General features: G+C 60.1%; 20 protein-coding genes. 12 read left to right on the forward strand and 8 right to left on the reverse strand.

The window, feature by feature from the left end:
* Positions 1–63: 63 nt before the first annotated feature.
* From PH5382_RS14035 to PH5382_RS14050, 4 genes are read right to left on the reverse strand one after another with little or no spacing between them, the layout of a single operon-like run.
* Positions 64–876 (reverse strand): heme ABC transporter ATP-binding protein, encoded by an 813-nt coding sequence (locus tag PH5382_RS14035; protein WP_058335025.1) that lies wholly within the window; start codon positions 874–876, stop codon positions 64–66.
* Positions 873–1,919 carry a FecCD family ABC transporter permease gene (locus tag PH5382_RS14040; protein WP_231751889.1) on the reverse strand — a complete coding sequence of 349 codons (1,047 nt, stop codon included), beginning with the start codon at positions 1,917–1,919 and terminating at the stop codon, positions 873–875. The genes PH5382_RS14035 and PH5382_RS14040 overlap by 4 nt, the downstream gene beginning before the upstream one ends.
* Positions 1,920–1,975: 56 nt before the next feature.
* Positions 1,976–2,845: a heme/hemin ABC transporter substrate-binding protein gene (locus PH5382_RS14045; protein ID WP_058335026.1), complete on the reverse strand. Its 870-nt coding sequence runs from the start codon at positions 2,843–2,845 to the stop codon at positions 1,976–1,978.
* Complete coding sequence (locus PH5382_RS14050; RefSeq protein ID WP_058335027.1) at positions 2,842–3,936, reverse strand: hemin-degrading factor; 1,095 nt, start codon at positions 3,934–3,936, stop codon at positions 2,842–2,844. The genes PH5382_RS14045 and PH5382_RS14050 overlap by 4 nt, the downstream gene beginning before the upstream one ends.
* A gap of 300 nt (positions 3,937–4,236) precedes the next feature.
* Between PH5382_RS14050 and PH5382_RS14055 the strand changes: the two genes are divergently transcribed.
* The 7 genes from PH5382_RS14055 to PH5382_RS14085 all read left to right on the forward strand — a co-directional run bounded on the left by PH5382_RS14055 (position 4,237) and on the right by PH5382_RS14085 (position 10,534).
* Positions 4,237–6,201, forward strand: coding sequence for a TonB-dependent receptor domain-containing protein (locus PH5382_RS14055; RefSeq protein WP_231751884.1), 1,965 nt, complete (start codon positions 4,237–4,239; stop codon positions 6,199–6,201).
* A 38-nt stretch (positions 6,202–6,239) separates the two neighbouring features.
* On the forward strand, positions 6,240–6,701 hold the full coding sequence (locus PH5382_RS14060) for a hypothetical protein (protein ID WP_082645683.1): 462 nt from the start codon (positions 6,240–6,242) through the stop codon (positions 6,699–6,701).
* Positions 6,698–7,405: a MotA/TolQ/ExbB proton channel family protein gene (locus PH5382_RS14065; RefSeq protein ID WP_082645684.1), complete on the forward strand. Its 708-nt coding sequence runs from the start codon at positions 6,698–6,700 to the stop codon at positions 7,403–7,405. The genes PH5382_RS14060 and PH5382_RS14065 overlap by 4 nt, the downstream gene beginning before the upstream one ends.
* Positions 7,395–7,778, forward strand: a complete 384-nt coding sequence (locus PH5382_RS14070; protein ID WP_231751885.1) for an ExbD/TolR family protein — start codon at positions 7,395–7,397, stop codon at positions 7,776–7,778. Before PH5382_RS14065 ends, PH5382_RS14070 begins: the two co-directional genes overlap by 11 nt.
* The gene (locus PH5382_RS14075; RefSeq protein WP_058335028.1) at positions 7,778–8,167 is read left to right on the forward strand and encodes an ExbD/TolR family protein; all 390 of its coding nucleotides are present in this window, start codon (positions 7,778–7,780) and stop codon (positions 8,165–8,167) included. The genes PH5382_RS14070 and PH5382_RS14075 overlap by 1 nt, the downstream gene beginning before the upstream one ends.
* Positions 8,168–8,229: 62 nt before the next feature.
* Entirely contained in the window at positions 8,230–9,291 is a 1,062-nt protein-coding gene (locus tag PH5382_RS14080) for an energy transducer TonB (RefSeq protein ID WP_058335029.1), read from the forward strand.
* A 124-nt stretch (positions 9,292–9,415) separates the two neighbouring features.
* Positions 9,416–10,534 (forward strand): CaiB/BaiF CoA transferase family protein, encoded by a 1,119-nt coding sequence (locus tag PH5382_RS14085; RefSeq protein WP_058335030.1) that lies wholly within the window; start codon positions 9,416–9,418, stop codon positions 10,532–10,534.
* A gap of 21 nt (positions 10,535–10,555) precedes the next feature.
* Here the strand turns inward: PH5382_RS14085 and PH5382_RS14090 are convergent, their stop codons facing one another.
* On the reverse strand, positions 10,556–11,347 hold the full coding sequence (locus PH5382_RS14090) for a helix-turn-helix transcriptional regulator (protein WP_058335031.1): 792 nt from the start codon (positions 11,345–11,347) through the stop codon (positions 10,556–10,558).
* A 133-nt stretch (positions 11,348–11,480) separates the two neighbouring features.
* Between PH5382_RS14090 and PH5382_RS14095 the strand changes: the two genes are divergently transcribed.
* Positions 11,481–13,484, forward strand: coding sequence for a CocE/NonD family hydrolase (locus PH5382_RS14095; protein ID WP_058335032.1), 2,004 nt, complete (start codon positions 11,481–11,483; stop codon positions 13,482–13,484).
* 79 nt (positions 13,485–13,563) lie between these two features.
* Here PH5382_RS14095 and nadC read toward each other — a convergent pair whose 3' ends face one another.
* From nadC to nadA, 3 genes are read right to left on the reverse strand one after another with little or no spacing between them, the layout of a single operon-like run.
* Complete coding sequence (gene nadC / locus PH5382_RS14100; RefSeq protein WP_058335033.1) at positions 13,564–14,415, reverse strand: carboxylating nicotinate-nucleotide diphosphorylase; 852 nt, start codon at positions 14,413–14,415, stop codon at positions 13,564–13,566.
* Positions 14,416–14,426: 11 nt separating this feature from the next.
* Positions 14,427–15,998, reverse strand: coding sequence for an L-aspartate oxidase (locus PH5382_RS14105; protein WP_058335034.1), 1,572 nt, complete (start codon positions 15,996–15,998; stop codon positions 14,427–14,429).
* A gap of 48 nt (positions 15,999–16,046) precedes the next feature.
* Positions 16,047–17,099: a quinolinate synthase NadA gene (gene nadA / locus PH5382_RS14110; protein WP_058335035.1), complete on the reverse strand. Its 1,053-nt coding sequence runs from the start codon at positions 17,097–17,099 to the stop codon at positions 16,047–16,049.
* A gap of 428 nt (positions 17,100–17,527) precedes the next feature.
* Here nadA and PH5382_RS14115 point away from each other — a divergent pair, with 428 nt between their 5' ends.
* The 4 genes from PH5382_RS14115 to PH5382_RS14130 all read left to right on the forward strand — a co-directional run bounded on the left by PH5382_RS14115 (position 17,528) and on the right by PH5382_RS14130 (position 20,315).
* On the forward strand, positions 17,528–18,232 hold the full coding sequence (locus tag PH5382_RS14115; RefSeq protein ID WP_058335036.1) for an ABC transporter permease: 705 nt from the start codon (positions 17,528–17,530) through the stop codon (positions 18,230–18,232).
* Positions 18,232–18,948: an ATP-binding cassette domain-containing protein gene (locus tag PH5382_RS14120; RefSeq protein ID WP_231751886.1), complete on the forward strand. Its 717-nt coding sequence runs from the start codon at positions 18,232–18,234 to the stop codon at positions 18,946–18,948. The genes PH5382_RS14115 and PH5382_RS14120 overlap by 1 nt, the downstream gene beginning before the upstream one ends.
* On the forward strand, positions 18,945–19,748 hold the full coding sequence (locus PH5382_RS14125; protein ID WP_058335037.1) for an ABC transporter substrate-binding protein: 804 nt from the start codon (positions 18,945–18,947) through the stop codon (positions 19,746–19,748). The genes PH5382_RS14120 and PH5382_RS14125 overlap by 4 nt, the downstream gene beginning before the upstream one ends.
* 309 nt (positions 19,749–20,057) lie before the next feature.
* Positions 20,058–20,315, forward strand: a complete 258-nt coding sequence (locus tag PH5382_RS14130; protein WP_058335038.1) for a YjhX family toxin — start codon at positions 20,058–20,060, stop codon at positions 20,313–20,315.
* Positions 20,316–20,324 lie beyond the last annotated feature (9 nt).

Raw genomic sequence — 20,324 nt, forward strand, 5'->3', positions numbered from 1 at the left:
CCCCCGAATATGAGAAAGGCCCGGGCTGTTGCGCCGGGCCTTTTGTATTTTTTTTTGTGGATGTCAGGCTGAGCGCGCAGCCAGATCGATCCGAGCCTGCGGCAGCAGAAAGGGGATCTGGGCCGGTGGGGTGGTATTCACGGGTACCGGGCAGCCATAGGTGCGGGCCAGGGTTTCATCCGTCAGCACCTCAAACGGGGTGCCGGTTGCCGCAATCAGCCCTGCCTCCATCAGCACCACATGATCGGCAAACATGGCGGTGAAGTTGAGATCATGCATCACTGCCACCACGCCACCACCGCGTGTCGCATAATTGCGGGCCAGATCCATCACCGTGAACTGATGCCCGATATCAAGGCTCGCTACCGGTTCATCCAGGATCAGCCAGCGCGGAGTGCCGTCAACCACAGGCTCCCAGACCTGGGTGACAACGCGAGCCAACTGCACCCGCTGCTGTTCGCCGCCTGACAGATCCTGATACATACGCCCGGCAAAACCAGCCAGCCCCACGGCTTCGAGCGCCTGTAGGGGCACTGTGCTATCCGCAGCTGACAACCCGGCGCTGAGGCCAAGGCGCACGATTTCGAGCACGGTAAAGGGAAAGGCGATGCTGCTGTTTTGCGGCTGCACCGCGCGGATCGCAGCCAGTTGCCAAGGCTTCATATCGGTCGTGTCTGCACCATTCAGGCGGACTTTTCCCCGATGGGCTATCTCCCCAGTCATGGCGCGCAACAATGTGGTCTTGCCAGACCCATTTGGGCCGACAATTGTAGTGACACGACCAGCCGTGGCGCTGAAATCCACATCCTTCAGGACTTGGCGGCGCCCCAGTTTGACGCTGATGCCCTTGGCTTGCAGGGTGAATTCTTGCGTCATATCCCCAATCCTCCGCGGCGTTTCAGCAGGATCCAAAGGAACACAGGCGCGCCCAGGATGGCGGTAACGATGCCGATGGGCAGTTCTGCCGGGGCCACAATGATACGGGCGATCATATCAGCAGCGAGCAGCAATGTTGCCCCGAGCAGGGCCGCGTTGGGCAGAAGGCTGTGGTGATCAGGGCCAGTGGCCAGACGCAGCAGATGCGGCACCACGATGCCAATGAACCCAATGCCACCTGAAACCGCAACCGCAGCTCCGGTGGCCCCGGCAACGGCCAGAATGGCGATATTCTTGACGCGTTGCACGGCTATGCCGGTGTGACCGGCGGCGGCCTCTCCCAGCGCCAGCGCATTCAGGCCGCGCGCCAGAAATGGCGCGGTGGCCAGCGCCAGACCGATGATTGGCAGGGCCGTCAGAACCTTGACCCATGTGGCCCCGGCCAGGGATCCCATGCCCCAAAAGGTCAGATCGCGCAGCTGGGTGTCATCTGCGATATAGACAAGAATGCCAGAGGTGGCCCCGGACAAAGCCCCCAACGCGATCCCGGCCAGCAACATGGTGGCAACCGATGTCTGTCCACCACGGGTGGAGACCCGATAGAGGATCAGGGTCGAGGCCCAGCCGCCAAAAAACGCAGATAATGGCACAAGCGCAGAGCCTACGAGTTGCTGCACCGTCGCAGGCAGCAGGCTGCCCAACACGATGGCAGTGATCGCGGCGAGCCCGGCGCCGGCACTGACCCCGACAATGCCGGGATCAGCCAGGGGGTTGCGAAACAGCCCCTGCATCACCGCGCCAGAAACCGCCAGAGAGGCCCCGACGAGGATCCCCATGCACAGCCTAGGCAGGCGTATATCCAGCAGAACCACCCGCTCCATTGTGGACAGCTCCCGACCGGCCAGCAGATCCTGCAGCACCGCCCACAAGGAGGTGCCAGAAGCACCAGTGGTGAGCGACAACAGCGAGACCAGTCCCAACAGCAAAACCAGAAGTAGTGTGAGCTGCCGCGCCCGAATGCGGCGGTCCACTGCGGGGCTGATGAGCTCTGGCTTGGATGCTCCCGCCTCTGGATTGGCGATATCAGTGGTGGCGAGACTCACTGTGCTGCTCCGTAGATGGCTGTGGAAAGCTCTGCTACAGCAGAGGCCGTGCGCGGCCCGAAGCCCAGAAGGTGCAAGCCGTTCATCCGGATCAGGTGCCCGGATTGTGCGGCGGGTGTCAGGGCAAGGGCTGGCAGCTCCAACATGGAAGTTTTGGTCAATCCGTGATCCCCGCCGCGATCCATCGCCAGGATCACATCTGGCGCGGCAGCGGCAATGGCCTCGTCTGTCATTTGCTTGTAGCCACTAAACTGAGTGATGGCATTGATCCCGCCAGCCATCTGGATAATGCCATCTGCGGCGGTGTCCCGACCGCCGACCATGACGCGGCCACCCTGCGTTGAAAGCACAAACAGGATGCGTTTCGGGTGATCCCCTGCGGCCGCTGTTGCGCGCCTCTGCGCGTCAGCCAACTCGGTGGTGACACGCGCACTGAGCGCCTGCGCGGCTTCGTCCTTTCCCAGAGCTGTGCCGACGGTTTCGATCTTGGTCGCAACTCCGGCGGCTGAATAGATCTCTGGTACCTCGACATAGATGACATTGGCCTGTTTCAACACATCAAGCGTGGCTGGCGGGCCGGACCCTTCGGTGGCAATGATCATGTCGGGGTCCACCGACAGTACCCCTTCGGGGGACAGGGCACGGGCATAGCCGACATTGGGCAGCTCCTCTGCCGCTGCTGGGAAAGAGGAGGTTGTATCGCGCGCCACCAGCCGGTTCTGTTGTCCTAGTGCGTAGACAATTTCGGTGACGGAGCCACCAATAGACACAATACGGGTGGCACTCTCGGCGCGCCCCATCTGGGCCGCAAAAAGCGTGAGAATGACTATGTTAAGCCCGGTGAACAGACGAGAAAACAGGCTCATTCGGCGGCCTCCGAAGCGGTGGGTGTTGCTGAAAGATCGGCCACGACAGAGCCGTCCAGCGCAGGCAGGCCGGCAACGAGGTCATTCCAGGCGGGAGGGTGATCTTTGGCCTCGGTGCGGCGGCCAAAGACCTGCAGGATGATGGTCCCGTCCGCATCAAAGGCTTCGACCGAGATTGCCGCGCCGCGCTGCGTGGGTTTGTTGATGGCCCAGACTTCGGCAATGTGATCAAGACGCAGATGCAGATCAAACCCAGGATCGAGGATGTTTTGCCAGGGGCCCATGCTGCGCAGGTTTTTGATCGGGCCGGTGTGGATTTCGATGCAGCCCATATTGCCGACAAAGATCATAACCTCGATGCCCTGATCCTGTAGCGCGTGCAGCATGTCATCCACGGAGGTTGGGGCCAGCGCACGTGCCAGGGGTTCGCCTGCAATGCGGTAGGCGCCAAGCCGGTTCATTTTCAGCTTCGAGGTCAGCTGGCGGAACTGATGGGTATCCGTCATCTTGGCCCACTGGCGGCGCAACTCATCGGCCTTTTTTGGGTCCGCCTTGGCTGTTTCCGGTGGGGTGCGGGTTGCAACATCCAGCTTGTCATCCTGATCCGGCAACGCCAGGTCAGTGACCAGCGCCTGCCAGGCGGTCAGATCTGACGCGTCACGCAGATGCACCTTGTGGACGGCGTCGCCTGCGGCATCAAAGAACTGGATCGAGCGGCGGATGCCGGCATCGCTGCTGCGCTCGACCGCAAAAGCGAATTGAAAATGGCGGGGAAACAGGCGCAGGGCGATGGCGTCAGTCAGAAACATCGAGGCGTGGTTTCCTGGGGGGGAGTCATCATAGACGCCGAATTTTTTGATCACGCAGGATGCGTTGCGGGTCAGCGCCCTAACCTCACCCAGGGCTGCGAGCCTTGGAAAGACCTGATCGATATCTGAGGTGATACAGGTGACGCCTTCACCAACGAAGGCAGCGACCAGCTGGCCTTCGGTGATACCGAATTGACCGGCAAAATCGCGGTCGCGCAGCTTGGCGTTTTCATTGCGTGCTTGACGGATCGCCTGCGGTTCCAGGGTGGGGGACTGGCTCATGTTGGCCCTTTCGAGAGTGCAAGGTTTTGCGGGAAAGGGCTGGCTTTGGCCGCGCTAAGGGGCGCGGGTCAGGCTGGCAACTACATTTGTAGCAGGGTGGAATTTATGTTGACTGTTTTTATCACCTTTACTATCAGGCTCAAGCGGAAAGTGACGATTCCGCCAGGAACATAACAAACAAACTACCGCGCCAGCCTTTTGCAAGCACTCGGTCAAGAACGTGATGCAAAGGGACATGTGATGGGGAAAATACGGCTGAATCAGCATTTGCTGGGGACCGTTTCCATTTTGGGTTTGACCATGGGGTCAGGCCTTGCGGCGCAGGAATTGGCGGCAGACCAGTCGGAAATTCTGCCTGCAGAGATCCAGGAAGACGGGTTTCTGGGCACGGTTGAGCTGGGGCAGGGCAAGCGCGAAGTGCAGGTCAGCACAGCGGTGCCTGTGACGGTGATCAATCAGGAAGAAATCGACGATCGCCAGGCGGGCACAGTGGCAGAGCTGATCGATTCCGTTCCGGGGGTATCGCTGGTGAACGGCTCGCGCCCCGAAGGGTCAGGCATCAATATTCGTGGCTTTGGGGCCAATGGCACCTACGGCACCGACCAGAAGGTGGCAATTGTCATTGACGGGGCAACGACGGGATCAGAAGAGATCTACCGGATCGGCACGCAGCTGTTCACGGATCCATCACTGTACAAAAGCGTTTCGGTCATTCGCGGCACTGTCGGGTCCTTTGAGTTCGGTTCGGGCATTGTTGGCGGCGTGGTGCAGTTTGACACCAAGGATGCGTCAGATTTCACCGGCGGCGAGCTGGGCCTGCGCCTGCGCCAGACGCTAGGCTATACCTCCAATGGCCAAGGCTATCACAGCTCGACAATTCTGGCCTGGCAGCCGCTGGAAAACCTTGAGGTTCTGCTGAACTACACCAAGCGCGACAGCGATGCTTACAAGGATGGTGATGGCAATCTGGTCACCTATTCCGCAACCGAGCCATATTCCGGTCTGGCCAAGTTGAAATACACCTTTGGGGAGGCCAACGAACACGGGCTGACCTTCAGCTATCAGAAAACAGCGACCGATGAATTTGACGCGCCTTATGATGCTTTCAACGTGGTCAATTTCGGCAATGTGAACCGTCAGACGGAATCCGAAGTCGCCACGCTGAAGTACGAATACAATCCGGTCGGCAATGATCTGATCGATTTGTCGGTGCAGTACTCCTATTCGGATATCTATATCGAAAGTGAGCCGACCAACCCTGGTGGGTTTGCCGACTACCTGCTGGATGGGGATCACGACTATACCGTCGACAAGCTGACCTTGAAAAACGCGATGTACTTCCAGACCGGGGCGATCTCGCATGATCTGCGCTTTGGTGTGGAATGGATCAAGAAAGACCGACTGGAAAGCCAGGTGAGCCCGACCTCTGGCAGTGTTTCCGTCCCCGGCGGCACGGATGAACGCATTGCTTTGTTTGTGGTGGATGAAATTGATCTGGGCAACAACTGGTCAATCAGTCCAGCCCTGCGCTGGGAAGACCAGACCATCAAGGGAGCCCAGACCTACGCAGGCGATACCTATGACAACTCGGCCCTGATGGGTGGGATCTCTGCACGCTACGAATTCAATTCGGGTTTGGCGCTCTTTGCCAGTGCAGCCTATACCGAAAGCCTGCCGATCATCGATGATCTGAGCAACCCCACCTACATGACGCAGCCTGAAAAATCGCGCACCTATGAGGTCGGCGCTTCCTATGTGGCGAGCGATATCTTCACCGGCGAGGACAGCCTTCAGGTCAAGGCGAACGTCTTTGTGAGTGAACTTTGGGATATCACCTCCTATTCGGGCACCGGTATCGTCGAAAGCCAGGGTATCGAACTCGAAGCTACCTATGCCTTGGCAAATGGTCTCTATTTCGATCTCAACGCGGCCTATGGCGACTACGAGGCAACAAGCACGGCTGGTGTCACTGGCGACTGGGGCAACGCGCCTGCAAACTCAGCCCGTTTCACGGTTGGCAAACGCATCGCAGAGGCCTGGGATCTGAGCTGGGAACAGGTTGTGGCTGAAAACGGCAACAACAACTACGGCGGCTACGGCGTCAGCAATCTGCGCGCCACCTTCCGTCCACAATCCGGGGTGATGAACGGCGCCGAGGTGCGGTTTGGTATCGAGAATGCCTTTGACCGCACCTATCAGGCAAATCTGGCAACGGAATCCGCGCCTGGCCGTAACTTCAAGGTCACCCTGGCCAAAACCTTCTGATCAAACAGTCTGATCTTAAGTCATTCGAGAGGAAACCAATGGGATATCCGGGTAAAGACGCCCTCGCTCTGGCAGCCTTTGGGCTGTCAGTTTGGGCAGGTGGTGCAGCGGCACAGACGACTGCGGGAACTGTGACGGCCGCGGCAGCGGATAGGCCGGATATCTCCATCGAGCTCAGCGCGGTGGAAGAGGTTGGTGCGTCCTGCACCCTGTCTTTTGTGGTGAAGAACACCCATGCCAAAAACATCGTTCAGGCGGTTTATGAAACCGTGTTGTTCGATGCGCAGGGGCAGGTGGCTCGGCTGACCCTTTTGGATTTTCAGGATCTTCCTGCCGGGCGCTTGCGCGTGCGGCAGTTTCAGTTTCCCCATGCCTGCGCTGATATCAGCCGGGTGCTGATCAACGGTGCTGAAACCTGCAGCGCGCCAGGGCTGTCTGCAGGTGCCTGTTCCGAACATCTGCAGTTGCAAAGCCGTACAGAGATGGAGCTGTTGGGATGAGTTTGATCCGTGATGCCGTGATGCGTGTTCTGGATCTTGGGGGACCTGTGGTTTTGCTGCTCTTGGCGGTATCGGTGCTGACTGTGGCACTGGTACTGTACAAGCTGTGGCAATACCAGGCGGCACGGGTGGGGCGCCACCGGCAGCTGGCAGCAGCTGTCGCCGCCTGGGATCAGGGGCAGCAGGCACAGGCCCTGCAGGCCCTTGATCAGAGCCGGTCTTATCTTGGCCCGGTCCTGCGTCTGGCACTGACGCAGGCGCAGGACGCGGATCTTTCGGCCCGCATAGATGCCGAGGCCGAAGATCGGTTTGCCCGCTTGGAACGTGGGCTGGGCGCGCTGGATATGGTGGCGCAACTGGCGCCCTTGATGGGCCTGTTTGGCACTGTCATTGGTATGATCGAAGCCTTTCAGAAATTGCAATCCGCGGGCTCTTCGGTGGACCCGTCGCTGCTGGCAGGCGGCATATGGGTCGCTTTGCTGACGACCGCTGCCGGGCTGGCCGTGGCAATGCCCACCTCGCTGGTGCTGAGCTGGCTGACAGCCCGAATGCAGCGAGAACGGGTCTTTGCCAATCATGCGTTTCGGGTTGCTTTTGCCCCCCGTGTCTCCCTTGAGACAGATACAGCTACGGTTGGCGCGACGCAGCAGGCATCGGTGCCAGTGCAACCCGATCAAGGCGGATCATTGGCTCATGCCGTTTAAACTGCAGGGGCCAAGACGCGGGCGGATGTCGATGACCTCGCTGATTGATGTGATTTTTCTATTGTTGCTGTTTTTCATGCTGACCTCGACCTTCTCAAAATACGGCGAGGTAGAGCTGATGGCCGCCGGGCAGGCGCAGGGGGGAGCGGATCGTCAGATGCTGTTTGTCACTTTGGCCGCGTCGGGTCTGGCTCTGAACGGACAGCCCGTGGATCTGGGGAGGATTGCCGATTTGGTGCGGTCGCAGCCACAGGATGGCGGTGGACATCTGGTGTTGATCAGCCCGGACGATAGGGTAAGCGCGCAGGCGCTGGTTGATCTTTTGGCCACCCTGCGGCAGGTGGAAAAACTGCAAACCGTGGTGCTGGGCTGATGCAGTTGAAACCCCGTGCCACCAGTCAGAAAGAGCCGACGATTGCCCTGATCAATATCGTCTTTCTGATGCTGATCTTCTTTATGATTGCGGGCACACTGGCGCCGCCACTCGATAAGGATATCAGCCTGATCAAGACAGCGGATCTGGAGGGGCGGGAGCCTCCCGACACATTGGTGGTGCATGCTGATGGGCGTCTGTCTTTGCGTGGCGTTGCGGTAGCGGATGCTGCCGCCTATATGGCCGGGCTTGCGCCCGATGTGCGCGCTGAGGTGCGGCTGGTGCCGGATCAGGCTTTGTCTGCCAAAAAACTGGTGCAATTGGGCAATGCGCTGCGTGCGAGCGGCGCCCAGCGGGTGTTGCTGGTGTCAGAACGGGCCTTGCCATGACGGCTCTACCTCCATCAGCCGTCTGGCCGCAGAGTAGGCATCTAGAGCAGCAGTCGCGGTCTGTGCCAAGCTCCCGACTTGCGGCACTGGCAGCACTGGGGCTGGCCTTTGTCGCTCACGCGAGCTTTGCCTTTTGGGGGGCTACAGTTCCTGTTGAACAAGCAGGCGGAAATACCGCCTTGGCGGCGCAGGGAAACAGTTTTGCGAATATGGCAACCGGTGTGCAAACCCCGAAGCCTGCTGTTGACGCCCAGCAGGCACAAGAGCCGGAAAAACCGGCCCCTGAGCGGCCCCAAACCCCGGTAGCGTCACTGCCTTCTGCCGCTGAAAAGGTCACACCAATCAAACCTGTTCGGAATCAATGGCCAAAAGTTCAGACGCCAGCCAGTTCCGCTGAGGCGACCCTAGCGGCGCAGGGCGACATACCTTTGCTTGCTGCGAAGAGCCCCGAGACGACCGATCCTGTCGCCAAACCAATACGGCAGTTACAGGCACAGGCTCCGCCTGCACAGACATCTGGCCCTGAAGACGTTTTGCAGGTCGAGGCCCTGTCACCACAAATGGAAACGGTACAGAAAAAGCCGGTACATTTGTCACAACCGGACCCTGTCAAAGCGCGGCCTCCAGAGCCGCAAAGCCCTCAGGTAGAGCGATCACTACGCCCTCCGGAGCGGCCACAAACCCCTGACCCGGAACCTGTTCTGCAAGCACAAAGGAAACCTGCGCCGAAGACGGTACCAAAGACCGCGTCAAAACCGCAGGGCAACGGAGAGGTCAATGCAACCCGAGGTGTGGCACAATCGAGCCGCCAGAAATCTGGGGGGCAGGCGCAAAACACTGCAGGTCAAGCCAAGGTTCAAGGGAGTGCCGCAGCAAGCAACTATGCGGGCCTGGTGATGCGCCGGATCCAGCGTGCCAAGCGCCGGGCTGCTGTCAAAGGAGTCGCCATGGTACGGTTTTCAGTCACAGCCAGTGGTGCCTTGGCGGGAGTCAGCATCGCCCGCAGCTCCGGGTCGGGTAAACTGGATGGGGTCGCGCTGGCACAGGTGCGCCGGGCCGCGCCCTTTCCGCCACCACCAGCAGGGGCACGCACTACGTTTACAGTCCGGATCAAGGGCAACTGATCCAGGCTGCCCTCGCCGCAATTGTATTTTGATCAAATTCTTGCGGGCGGGTGTCTGCCTGGGCTAAGCATCGCTCAGAAACGTTCACCAAGGGGGCAATCCCCGTGCAAGGAGAGATGCCCTCATGACCACTAGATCCGGGACCCCGCTTTCTGGCCTCAAGGTTGTTGAACTTGCCCGTATTCTGGCCGGCCCCTGGATTGGGCAGTCACTGGCGGATCTTGGAGCCGATGTGGTCAAGGTCGAAAGCCCCGAAGGCGATGATACCCGCCGTTGGGGCCCTCCGTTTATCGAACGTGACGGCGACAAAACAGCCGCCTACTACTATGCGGCCAATCGCGGCAAAACCTGCGTGACGGCAGATTTCAGAACGGATGCGGGTCGCGCGCAGGTGCTGGATCTGATCCGCGACGCTGATATCCTGATCGAGAATTTCAAAGTCGGCGGGCTGGCCAAATATGGTCTCGACTATGACAGCGTTGCGCAGGTGAATCCGCGCCTGATCTATTGTTCGGTCACAGGGTTTGGCCAGGACGGGCCCTATGCCAAACGGGCTGGTTACGACTTTTTGTTGCAGGGGATGTCGGGGCTCATGTCGATCACTGGTGAGTCCGCGGGCCAGCCGCAAAAGGTCGGCGTGGCAATCACCGATGTGGTTACCGGACTTTATGGTACCATCGGCATTCTGGCAGCGGTGGAGCAGCGTCACAGATCCGGGCGCGGCCAGCATATCGACATGTCCCTGCTGGACTGCGCTACGGCGGTATTGGCCAATCAGGCGATGAATTATCTCGCCACCGGAGAAAGCCCGACCCGACTGGGCAATGAGCATCCCAATATCGCCCCCTATCAGGTCATGATGGTTTCTGACGGCCATATCATTCTGGCGGTAGGCAATGACGGGCAGTTCCAGCGGCTGTGCGATGTGCTGGGGTTGGAGGGGGGGAAAGCGGATGCGCGCTTTGCCTCTAACCAATCACGGGTTGCCAACCGGCAGGCGCTGACAGCGCTGCTGGAGGCGGTAGTGACGGGCTGGACGCAGACGGAGCTGCTTGCCGCACTAGAGGCAGCAACCGTGCCCGCAGGCCCTATCAACACGGTTGGTCAGGCCTTTGAAGATCCCCAGATCCAGCATCGTCAGATGCAGATCGCACCCGAGGGGATTCCCGGCGTGCGTGGTCCATGGAGGTTTTCGGATGCTGAGCTGGCGCTGGACAAATCCGCGCCGATCCTGCCCAAGTAAACTCTTCAAATGACCAGCGATCTAGTCTGCAGTGGGGTTGATGCTGATCGGCAGCTGGTCACCCAGCAGGCGGCGCACTTTTGGGTCCAGCTTGGCGCTTGCCTGTGGATAGGCCCCGGTGAGCGCCAGGGCTTCGCGGGCCGAGACCCGCTCGGGGATGCGCACCCAGACGGTGCGGGTGGAAAATGGCTGTTGGTCGGGGCGCGCGGAGACCCCAAGCGTCAGCCCCTGTAGGTAAGAAACTTGCTGCGGGTGTTCCGGCATCATGACTGTTTCGGACAGAAATCCCCCGTCGCGCCGCGGCGTTTCATACATGCACAACCGGTTGCCACGGAAACTCACCAGTCCCTGATAGCGCCCGCGCTGGCGTATGCTGCCATCACCAGAGGTTGCGCGTTCATAGGTATGCGACACCACATGGCCCTCTTGGGCGCGTAGCTGGATCAGGCTGCGCAGGATTTGCCCCGGCCAAGTGGGGGTGCGGAAATAGGCGTGATAGGCCCCCAGAAACCGGCGCAAAGGTCGGGCCTGATCCTGAAACAACGCATTGAACTGGGTGAGATGCGCGCTGAGGGATTGCGGCGCGCTCTGGGTCTGGGCAGCGCAGAATTCGCGGTGTGTTGCAAAGAGCTCTGCCTCTGACAGGCCGAAATATCGCGCGATGCGCCGCAGGTTATGCGCCGAGGGCAGGCCAGCGCCGCTGAGGTAGCGGTTGAACTGCTGACGATTGATGCCAATGCCACGACAGGTCTGGGCAATCGGCCCAGCTTCGGCACAGAGCCAGCGCAGGTTTTGTGAAAAATCAACTGGCACCAGCTTATCCCTTCGCGGTTTTCTCCAAAGTCGCTTACATTCGCGTCACATTACACACAAGTGCTCACTTTCCTTCAGTGCTGCCTTTCGGCAAGGCTGGGGCAAATGCCCTTGCCTGAAAAGAGACCGCCGGATGTCCCGTGCCCCCTGTCCCCCTTGTGCCTATGATCTGATAGAAACCACCTGGATCCCGCTGCCCGATGGCCGCCGCTTGGCCGCTCGCATGTGGTTGCCACAGGTCGATGGCCCGGTGCCTGCCATCTTGGAATATCTGCCTTATCGCAAGGGCGATGGGACTGCTCCGCGCGATGAGACCACCCATACTGTGTTTGCTACCGAAGGCTATGCCGGCATTCGGGTCGACATCGCTGGGACCGGCGACAGCGAAGGGGTGTTTGATGATGAGTATTCCGAACAGGAGCTGAGCGACGGCGAGGCGGTTCTGGCCTGGATCGCGGCGCAGGACTGGTGTGACGGCAATATCGGCATGATCGGGATCTCCTGGGGCGGTTTCAACGGCTTGCAGCTCGCCTTTCGCCGCCCCGAGGCGCTCAAGGCGGTGGTCTCCGTGGCCTCGACTACGGATCGCTATGCCGATGATATCCACTATATGGGCGGCTGCCTGCTGAGCGATAATGCCAACTGGGCCAGCCAGATGTTCGCCTATCAATCGCGCCCAGCGGATCCGGAAAACCGCCCCGACTGGCGCGCCGACTGGATCAAGCGGATGGAGGATATGCCTTTTATGGCCGCCGAGTGGCTGCGCCATCAGACCCGCGACGGGCAGTGGAAACATGGTTCGGTCTGCGAGGACTGGGCGGCAATCCAAGCGCCGGTTCTGGCGATCACTGGTTGGGCGGATGCCTATGTCAACGCACCACCCCGGCTGGCTGCAAACCTCAAGGTGCCTGCCAAGGCCCTCGTAGGCCCGTGGGAGCATCGCTACGCCCATATCGCTAAGCTGGATCCTGCGGATTTTCATGGCGAAGTGCTGGCCTGGTTCGACAAGTGGCTCAAGGGCGATGAGACGGGTGTCGAGAGCCTGCCGGATTACCGCACCTACATGCAGGAACACTTCAACCCGACCATGCAGAATAAGCCCCGACAGGGGCGTTGGATCGCCGAGGAAGAGTGGCCCTCTCCCAATGTGCGGGATCAAGTGATGTATCTTGGGGCGGGAGCTCTGGAAGAAGACCCCACGGCAGGTCGGCAGCTCGTGAGCAATCCTGCGATACTGGGGCAGGCCAGTGGCTATTTCTGCGCCGGTATGCGCTACGACAACGAGCTGCCGGGGGATCAGTCCGGGGACGACGTGCTTTCTTCCTGTTTTGATACCCCACCGCTGGCCGCGCCGTTGGAGCTTCTTGGCCGTCCCCGCCTGCGGGTCTCGTTCAGCGTGGACCGGCCGGTGGCACAGCTGGTCGCCCGGCTTTGTGATGTCGCCCCAACGGGAGTGTCGCAGCGCATCACGTTTCGTCCGCTGAACCTGACCCATTGCAACAGCCACGAGAAGCCCGAATACCTGGTGCCGGGGCAGGTCTACGAGGCCGAGATCGAGCTGAATGAATGCGCGCATCATCTGCGGGCCGGGCATCAGCTGCGGCTGGCGCTATCGACATCTTACTGGCCCATCGTCTGGCCTGCGCCCGAGGCGGCAGAAGTGACGCTGCATCTGGAGGGCTGTGCGCTGGTGCTGCCAGAGCGTCAGGTCGCACAAGAGATCGATCCGCAAAACCCGGCTGCGGCGCGAGACTACCCGTCTTTACAGTCAGAAGAGTTGCGCGCGCCCGGCGGCAGGTCAGAGACAAAGCTGCGCGCGGATGGAACGCTGGTGCTGGATACTTTTGACGACTACGGCAAGGCTGTGGATCCCTATCATGGGATGACAGTTGGGAGTCATGTGTCGATGCACTATGCCATCCACCCCGATGATCCGGCCTCGGCGGTTTTTGCCAGTGACTGGACCTTCACCTTTGCGCGCGGGGATTGGCAGGTCGAGATCGACACGGAAAACAAGATGACCTGTGACACAGAAAACTTCTATCTCTGGCGTAGGGTGACGGCCCGCGAAGGCGCGGATGGGGCAGAGGTTTTGGTCAAGGAATGGCGCGAAACCATTGCGCGCGATTTCCTGTGATTTGTACTCGTGAACTACCTCTGGTCAGGCCGCCTGCGCCTGACCATACCGTTGGTCCGATCTTTCCGATGGTCTGGGATTAAAAGTCCAACCCCAGATCCAGCGTCTGCGCCGAATGGGTCAGGGCCCCGGATGAGATGTAGTCCACTCCAGTGGCTGCGACCTCGGCGATGCGCTCCAGTTTCATATTGCCGGAAGCTTCTGTCACCAGTTTGCCTCGGGCCATTTCGACAGCGCGGGCCAGATCCGGGGTGCTCATATTGTCCAGCAGAACGACATCGGCGCCACCGGTTGCAAGCACCTCTTCGAGCTGCGCCAGGGTGTCGACTTCAATTTCCACTTTCATCATGTGGCTGACGCTGGCGCTGGCGGCAGTCAGCACCTGAGTGATACCCCCGGCGGCGGCGATGTGGTTGTCCTTGATCAGGATCGCATCCGACAGACCAAAGCGGTGGTTCGACCCGCCGCCGTGGATCACTGCCTGCTTTTCGACCATGCGCAGCCCTGGCGTGGTTTTGCGGGTGCAGGTGATACGGGTATGCGTGCCCTTGGCCTCGGCGACAAACCCGGCGGTGAGGCTGGCAATGCCAGACAGGCGTCCGGCAAAGTTCAGCGCCACCCGTTCGCCCGACAGGATCGCCGCGGCAGAGCCCTCAATGGTCATCAGGGTGTCGCCGGGCGCGCAGGCTGTGCCATCCGCGCGCGCGATGTTCAACTCCAGCGTGGGGTCTACCAAATGAAAGGCGATACGGGCGATCTGCATACCTGACACGACACCTGCGTCACGGGCGTTCAGGCGGGCCTTGTAGCGCGCCGAGGCCGGGATCACCGCGCGGGTGGTGATATCACCGTTCTGGCCGAGGTCCTCATGCAGGGCGGCGCGTACCAGCGGTTCCAGCAACAGATCGGGGAGCGGAGCAGAGAGGATCATGCGGTTTCCTTTCAAAGGCTGCGGGTGACCCGGTCGCGGATCGCGCGGGCCTCGGTGAGGGTCATATGGCTGCGCTGGGCGAGATCGGGGTCGGCCTGCGGATAATCATCGCGGTAATGCCCGCCCCGGCTTTCGCGACGCTGCAATGCGCAGGCGGCAATCAGGGTTGCAGTGGCGCACATGTTGAGAAAGGCTTCATCATTGGGTTGCGCAGCCTCTAGTTCAGACAGGGCAAGCAGCGCCTGTTTCAAACCAGCCTCGTCCCTGCGCATGCCTACATGGGTGGTCATGCACTGGCGCAGGTCTTGCACGGCTGTGCTGTCCATTTCCTGCCCGCCTGCGGCAAAGTCGGGGTGCAGCTCGGGTGCAGCTCCTTGCGCTGGGGGTGTCAGAGTGGCGGCAATATCGGCGGCAGCGCGGCGGGCATAGACAAGCGCCTCCAACAGGCCGTTGGAGGCCAGCCTATTGGCACCATGCAGCCCGGTCGAAGCGGCCTCGCCACTGACCCAAAGACGGTTCAGACTGGCGCGCCCCTGCAGATCCGTTTCGATGCCACCCATGTGGTAATGGGCGGCGACGGCCACGGGAATGGCGTCCTTTACCGGGTCAATACCGGCACGTGCGCAGGTCTCAGCCAGGGCAGGAAAACGTGTCAGGACGTCTGCCCCCAAGGCTTCGCGGGTGTCCAACATAGGACGTCGACCGGTCTGGGTTTCGGCAAAGATAGCACGGGCGACGATATCGCGTGGGGCCAGTTCTGCATCCGGGTGCTGGTCCACCATGAAGCGGATGCCATCGGCATTGATGAGCGTCGCCCCTTCGCCGCGCAGCGCTTCGGTTGCCAGGGGGGCGGGGTCTTCGCCGCAATCCACTGCCGTAGGATGGAACTGGACGAATTCGGCATCAGCAATTCGCGCCCCTGCACGGGCGGCAAAGCCGATCACCTGCCCGCGGATACGTGGCGGATTGGTGGTATGGGCAAACAGCCCACCAGAGCCACCACCGGCCAGCAGCACACCGGGGCAAGAGATCAGCACGGGGGCCGATGGGCGGTCTGCGCGTCGGATCCAGACGCCACACACGGCATTGCCGGAGGTCTCCAGCCGCAGGGCTTCGGTGTTTTCAAGCACCTGGATTGAATCTGTGGCGCGCACCTGTTCGATCAGGGTTTCCATGATCTGCTGGCCGGCCTGATCGCCCTTTACCCGCACCACGCGGGCCGCAGAGTGTGCGGCTTCGCGGCTCATGACGTAGTTGCCTTCGGCGTCACGATCAAAGGGGGCGCCCAGAGCCGTCAGGTCGAGGATATGGCTGCGGGCCATGCGGGTGACCATTTCGGCCACCTCTGCGTCGACCGTGCCGGCACCTGCGCTTTCGGTGTCGTTGGCATGGGCTTGGGCACTGTCGGTCTTTGCCATGGCCGCCGCGACACCGCCCTGCGCCCAAGCCGAACTGGCCCCAAGGCCCAGCGGTTCGGGAGAGATCATCAGAACCGGGTAGGGTGCCAGTTCCAGTGCGGCGTAAAGTGCCGCGAGACCAGCACCGACAATCACGATGCGATCTGTTGAAAGGGGGGTGCTCATGCAGGCAACCTCGCATCGGGTATCATCAAAGTGCCTGCAATCACGCGATCAGATACCCAGTTTCTGCGACATATCGATCATCCGTTGCACGGCACGGCGTGCGCCTTCTGCCACTGTGGGATCCACCTCGACCGGTTCCGACATAGTATGCAGCGACCAGAGGATTTTCTCCAGGGTAATCATCTTCATGTAGGGACACATGTTGCAGGGGCCGACAAAATCGACCTCGGGCAGGCTGTCAGCAATATTTGACGCCATCGAACACTCGGTGATCAGCAGCGCCTTTTCCGGCTTTTCGTCGGTGACGTATTTGATGATGCCACTGGTGGAGCCAGAGAAATCCGCCTCGGCCACCACGTCTGGCGGGCATTCGGGATGGGCAATCAGGCGGGTGCCGGGGTTCCATTCGCGGAATTCACGCAGATCCTTGGCGCTATATTGCTCGTGCACAATACAGGACCCTTCCCACCAGACAACGTTCTTATGCGGCACGTCTTTGGCCACGTTCTGCGCCAGATACTGGTCGGGCGTCATGATCACAGTGTCGCTTTCCATCGCACCCACGATCTGCGCCGCGTTCGACGATGTGCAGCAGATATCCGAGGCGGCTTTGACCTCGGCGGTGGTGTTCACATAGGTGACAACCGGCGCGCCGGGGTAGCGTTTGCGCATCTCGGCGATGCCCTCGGCGGTGATGGATTCCGCCAGCGAGCAACCTGCCTCCATGTCGGGGATCAGCACGGTCTTTTCCGGGCTCAGGATTTTGGAGGTTTCGGCCATGAAGTGCACACCGCATTGCACGATGACATCGGCCTCGACGCGGGTGGCTTCGATCGCCAGTTGCAGGCTGTCACCCACGACATCTGCGACGCCGTGGTAGATTTCCGGCGTCATGTAGTTATGCGCCAGGATCACTGCGTTGCGCTCTTTCTTGAGCTGCTGGATCGCCGAGACATAGGGCGCATGCATTGCCCAATCCATCGGCGAGACGACGCGGGCCATGCTTCCATAGGTCTCGGACATGTCCTGCGCCAGCGCCGGATTGGGCGCCAGGTCGTAGTGAGCGGCGAGCTGATCGCGCATTGTCTGCAGATCGAACATGGCTAATCCTCAAAGTTGTTTGCAGGATGAAACTTTGGGAGCGGCTTGTCTCATGTTCAATAGGTGCACGCAAGAGAGGCAGGAGGATTTGCACACTGGCTGCGATGATTTGGCGGCGAATGGTCGCGCAAAACGGGGTGAATGGGCGCATTTTGGCGGCAAAAGGAAACTGAAATTCGAAAAAAAGTCGCATTCGGCAGGTGGGACGTCCGATTTGCCGTGCTGCAAATGCAATTGGAAAGCTAAAACCGGGTGCCGGTTTTGACCCTGTTTGTTCCATGGGCTTTGCTGCCTGTAGACAAATTGTCCGAATTCCCGAAGTGGCGAAAATTAGTTCTGTTGTTAAGGACAAAGCTGTGATTTTGAACTGGGCATTGATCGGATGATGAGCCCTTAACTCTTATCTTTTGAGGAGAAAAACGCGCAAGATGGCGGATCTGTTGGACGGCATGCTTCGGGCTTTCTGGCTCGTGGTGACCTTGGATAGCGACCTGGTGGAAATCACCCTGCGTTCGCTTAGGGTCACTTTGACCGCACTGGCAATCGCGGCGGCGATTGCTCTGCCGCTGGCTGCAATGCTGTCGGTGCGCCGGTTTCGCATGCGCCGTGTTACCATTGCGGTGCTGAATGCGTTGATGGGGCTGCCGCCGGTGGTGGTCGGGCTGATCGTCTATGTTTTTCTGTCGCGGTCCGGGCCGCTGGGGGTGATGGGGTTGCTGTTCACACCAACGGCGATGATCATCGCACAGGTGATCATCATCGTGCCGCTGGTGGCCTCGATCGCGCATCAGTCGCTGCGTGAACTCTGGAGCGACTACCATGATCTGCTGATCTCGATGAACGCGACGCAGGTGCAGCGGGTGAAAGCCCTCCTGTGGGATGGTCGCCGGGCCCTGCTGACCGCGGCGCTGGCCGGATTTGGCCGCGCCATTGGCGAGGTCGGCGCCATCATGGTGGTGGGTGGCAACATTGATCATGCGACGCGGGTGCTGACCACGGCGATCGCGCTCGAGACCGGCAAAGGCGACTTTGCCATGGCGCTGGGCCTTGGATTCGTGCTGATCGCCATGGCGATTGCGGTCAATCTGGCGATCCACTGGCTGGGCCACACCGAAAGCGAGGGGCGCTGGTGATGGAGGTGCAGATGTTCCCGCTGGTGGCGCAACAGGCGCTGGTCCGCCGTCGCGGCAAGGTGCTGGTCGGTCCGGTGGATCTGACCCTTGCAGGCGAAGGTACGACAATCGTTATCGGCCCCAATGGGGCAGGCAAGACCACCCTGTTGAAGATGCTGCACGGGATCGTGCGGATGAACGGTGGGACATTGGACTGGGCCTGTCCCAAGGCAGAGGCACAGCGGCGTCAAGCCTTTGTGTTTCAGGCACCTGTGATGATGCGCAGGTCCGTTGTCGACAATATCGCATATCCTCTGCAGCTGATCGGCACGCCGCGCAAGGAGGCCCGTGCGCGGGCCGCTGAGTGGGCTACGCGGATCAATCTGGGCGACGCGCTGGACCGTCAGGCGACCCTGTTGTCTGGCGGCGAACGGCAGAAACTGGCGCTGGCCCGTGCCCTGATCCGCGAGCCGGATGTGCTGTTTCTGGATGAACCCTGTGCATCGCTGGACGGGCGTGCCACCCGCGAGATCGAAGAGATCCTGCAATGTGCTGCCGCCGAAGGTACGCGGCTGATCATGTCGACCCACAACATGGGGCAGGCGCAGCGATTGGCGGACGAAGTGATTTTTGTGTTGCAGGGGCGTGTTCATGAGTTTTCCAAGGCCCATAATTTCTTTGCCGGACCTGAAACCAACCAGGGCCGTGCATTCCTGAGAGGAGATATTGTCGAATGAAACACCTGCTATTGGGCGCGCTTGCGTCGCTGACCCTGACAACGGCAGCCTTTGCCGAAGAGATGAAGATGGCCGTTACCACCTCGTTCCACAATTCGGGGCTGGCGGAAATTCTGCTGCCCGAAATCAAGGCCGATCTGGATCTTGATGTGCAACTCTTGGTGGTCGGCACCGGCCAGGCCATCCGGTTGGGAGAGGCGGGCGATGTCGACGCCATTCTGGTGCATTCCAAACGGGCGGAGGAAAAGTTCCTTGCCGGTGGCAATGGCACCCACCGTCGTGAAATCATGTACAACGATTTTGTCTTTATCGGCCCGAAATCTGATACAGCTGGGGTGCAGGATGCAACTACAGCAGCCGATGCTCTGCAAAAGGTTGCAGCCGCAGCCGTGCCCTTTGTTAGCCGCGGCGATGATAGTGGCACCCACAAGAAAGAGCTGAGCCTGTGGCAGGCTGCTGATCTGGACCCCACCGGTTTTGACGGCTGGTACCGGGCGGTTGGCGCTGGCATGGGGGCCGCGCTCAATACCGCTTCGGGTATGGACGCCTATATCATGGCGGATCGCGCCAGCTGGCTGAACTTTGGTAACAAGGGTGATCTGGCGTTGCTGTTCTCCGGCGACCCCGTGCTGTTCAACCAATATGCCTATCTGCCGGTGAGCCCGGAAAAGCATCCGCATGCCAAGAATGATCTGGCCATGAAACTGGAGGCTTGGCTGGTTTCGGACAAGGCAAAATCTCTGATCAATGCCTATAAGATCAACGGTGAAACTCTGTTTGTATTCAACGCCAAGAAGTAAGTTTTCTGGTGAGAAATCGATGAGGCCTCTGCCATTTGGCGGGGGCCTTTGTTGTTCCGGACGTGGCCCTTGTGACACGATTGGGCGAAACCGGTGCAGCAGCGCTTGATTGCACCCAAGGCCCGACCTAACTGGACACTAACTTGAGACGTTGAAGCTCAAGCGATGGAGATTTTATGTCAGAGCCCCGGGCCCGCGCCCGTTCCTGATCGCGAATAGCTGATCGGGAACACCAGAAACCACAGGAACACTCAAAGCGTGACGCTGAGTGGACCTTTTTCTGTGCTCTCATGAAATCGAGACAAGACGTTGAATATATCAAAACACGAACAGCGTGTTCTGCATGAACTCGCGCTGGGCGGAGAGATCCGCCATCTGCGTGGCTCCAATGGTAAAATCCAGAAAATCACCTGCTTTACGCGTGACGGCCATGTTCTGGCAACCTGCACGCTCGAGGTTTTCTTTCGCTTGAAAAAACGGCGCTTTGTGCGGTCACAAAACGGCCAACCCTACCGCGCCTCGCGGCTTGGTGTGGCGTCAGTGCGCGCGCAACTCAATCAAAGGTGACAAGGAAAA

The sequence above is a fragment of the Phaeobacter sp. CECT 5382 genome (genome assembly GCF_001457775.1).
Lineage (GTDB): Bacteria > Pseudomonadota > Alphaproteobacteria > Rhodobacterales > Rhodobacteraceae > Pseudophaeobacter.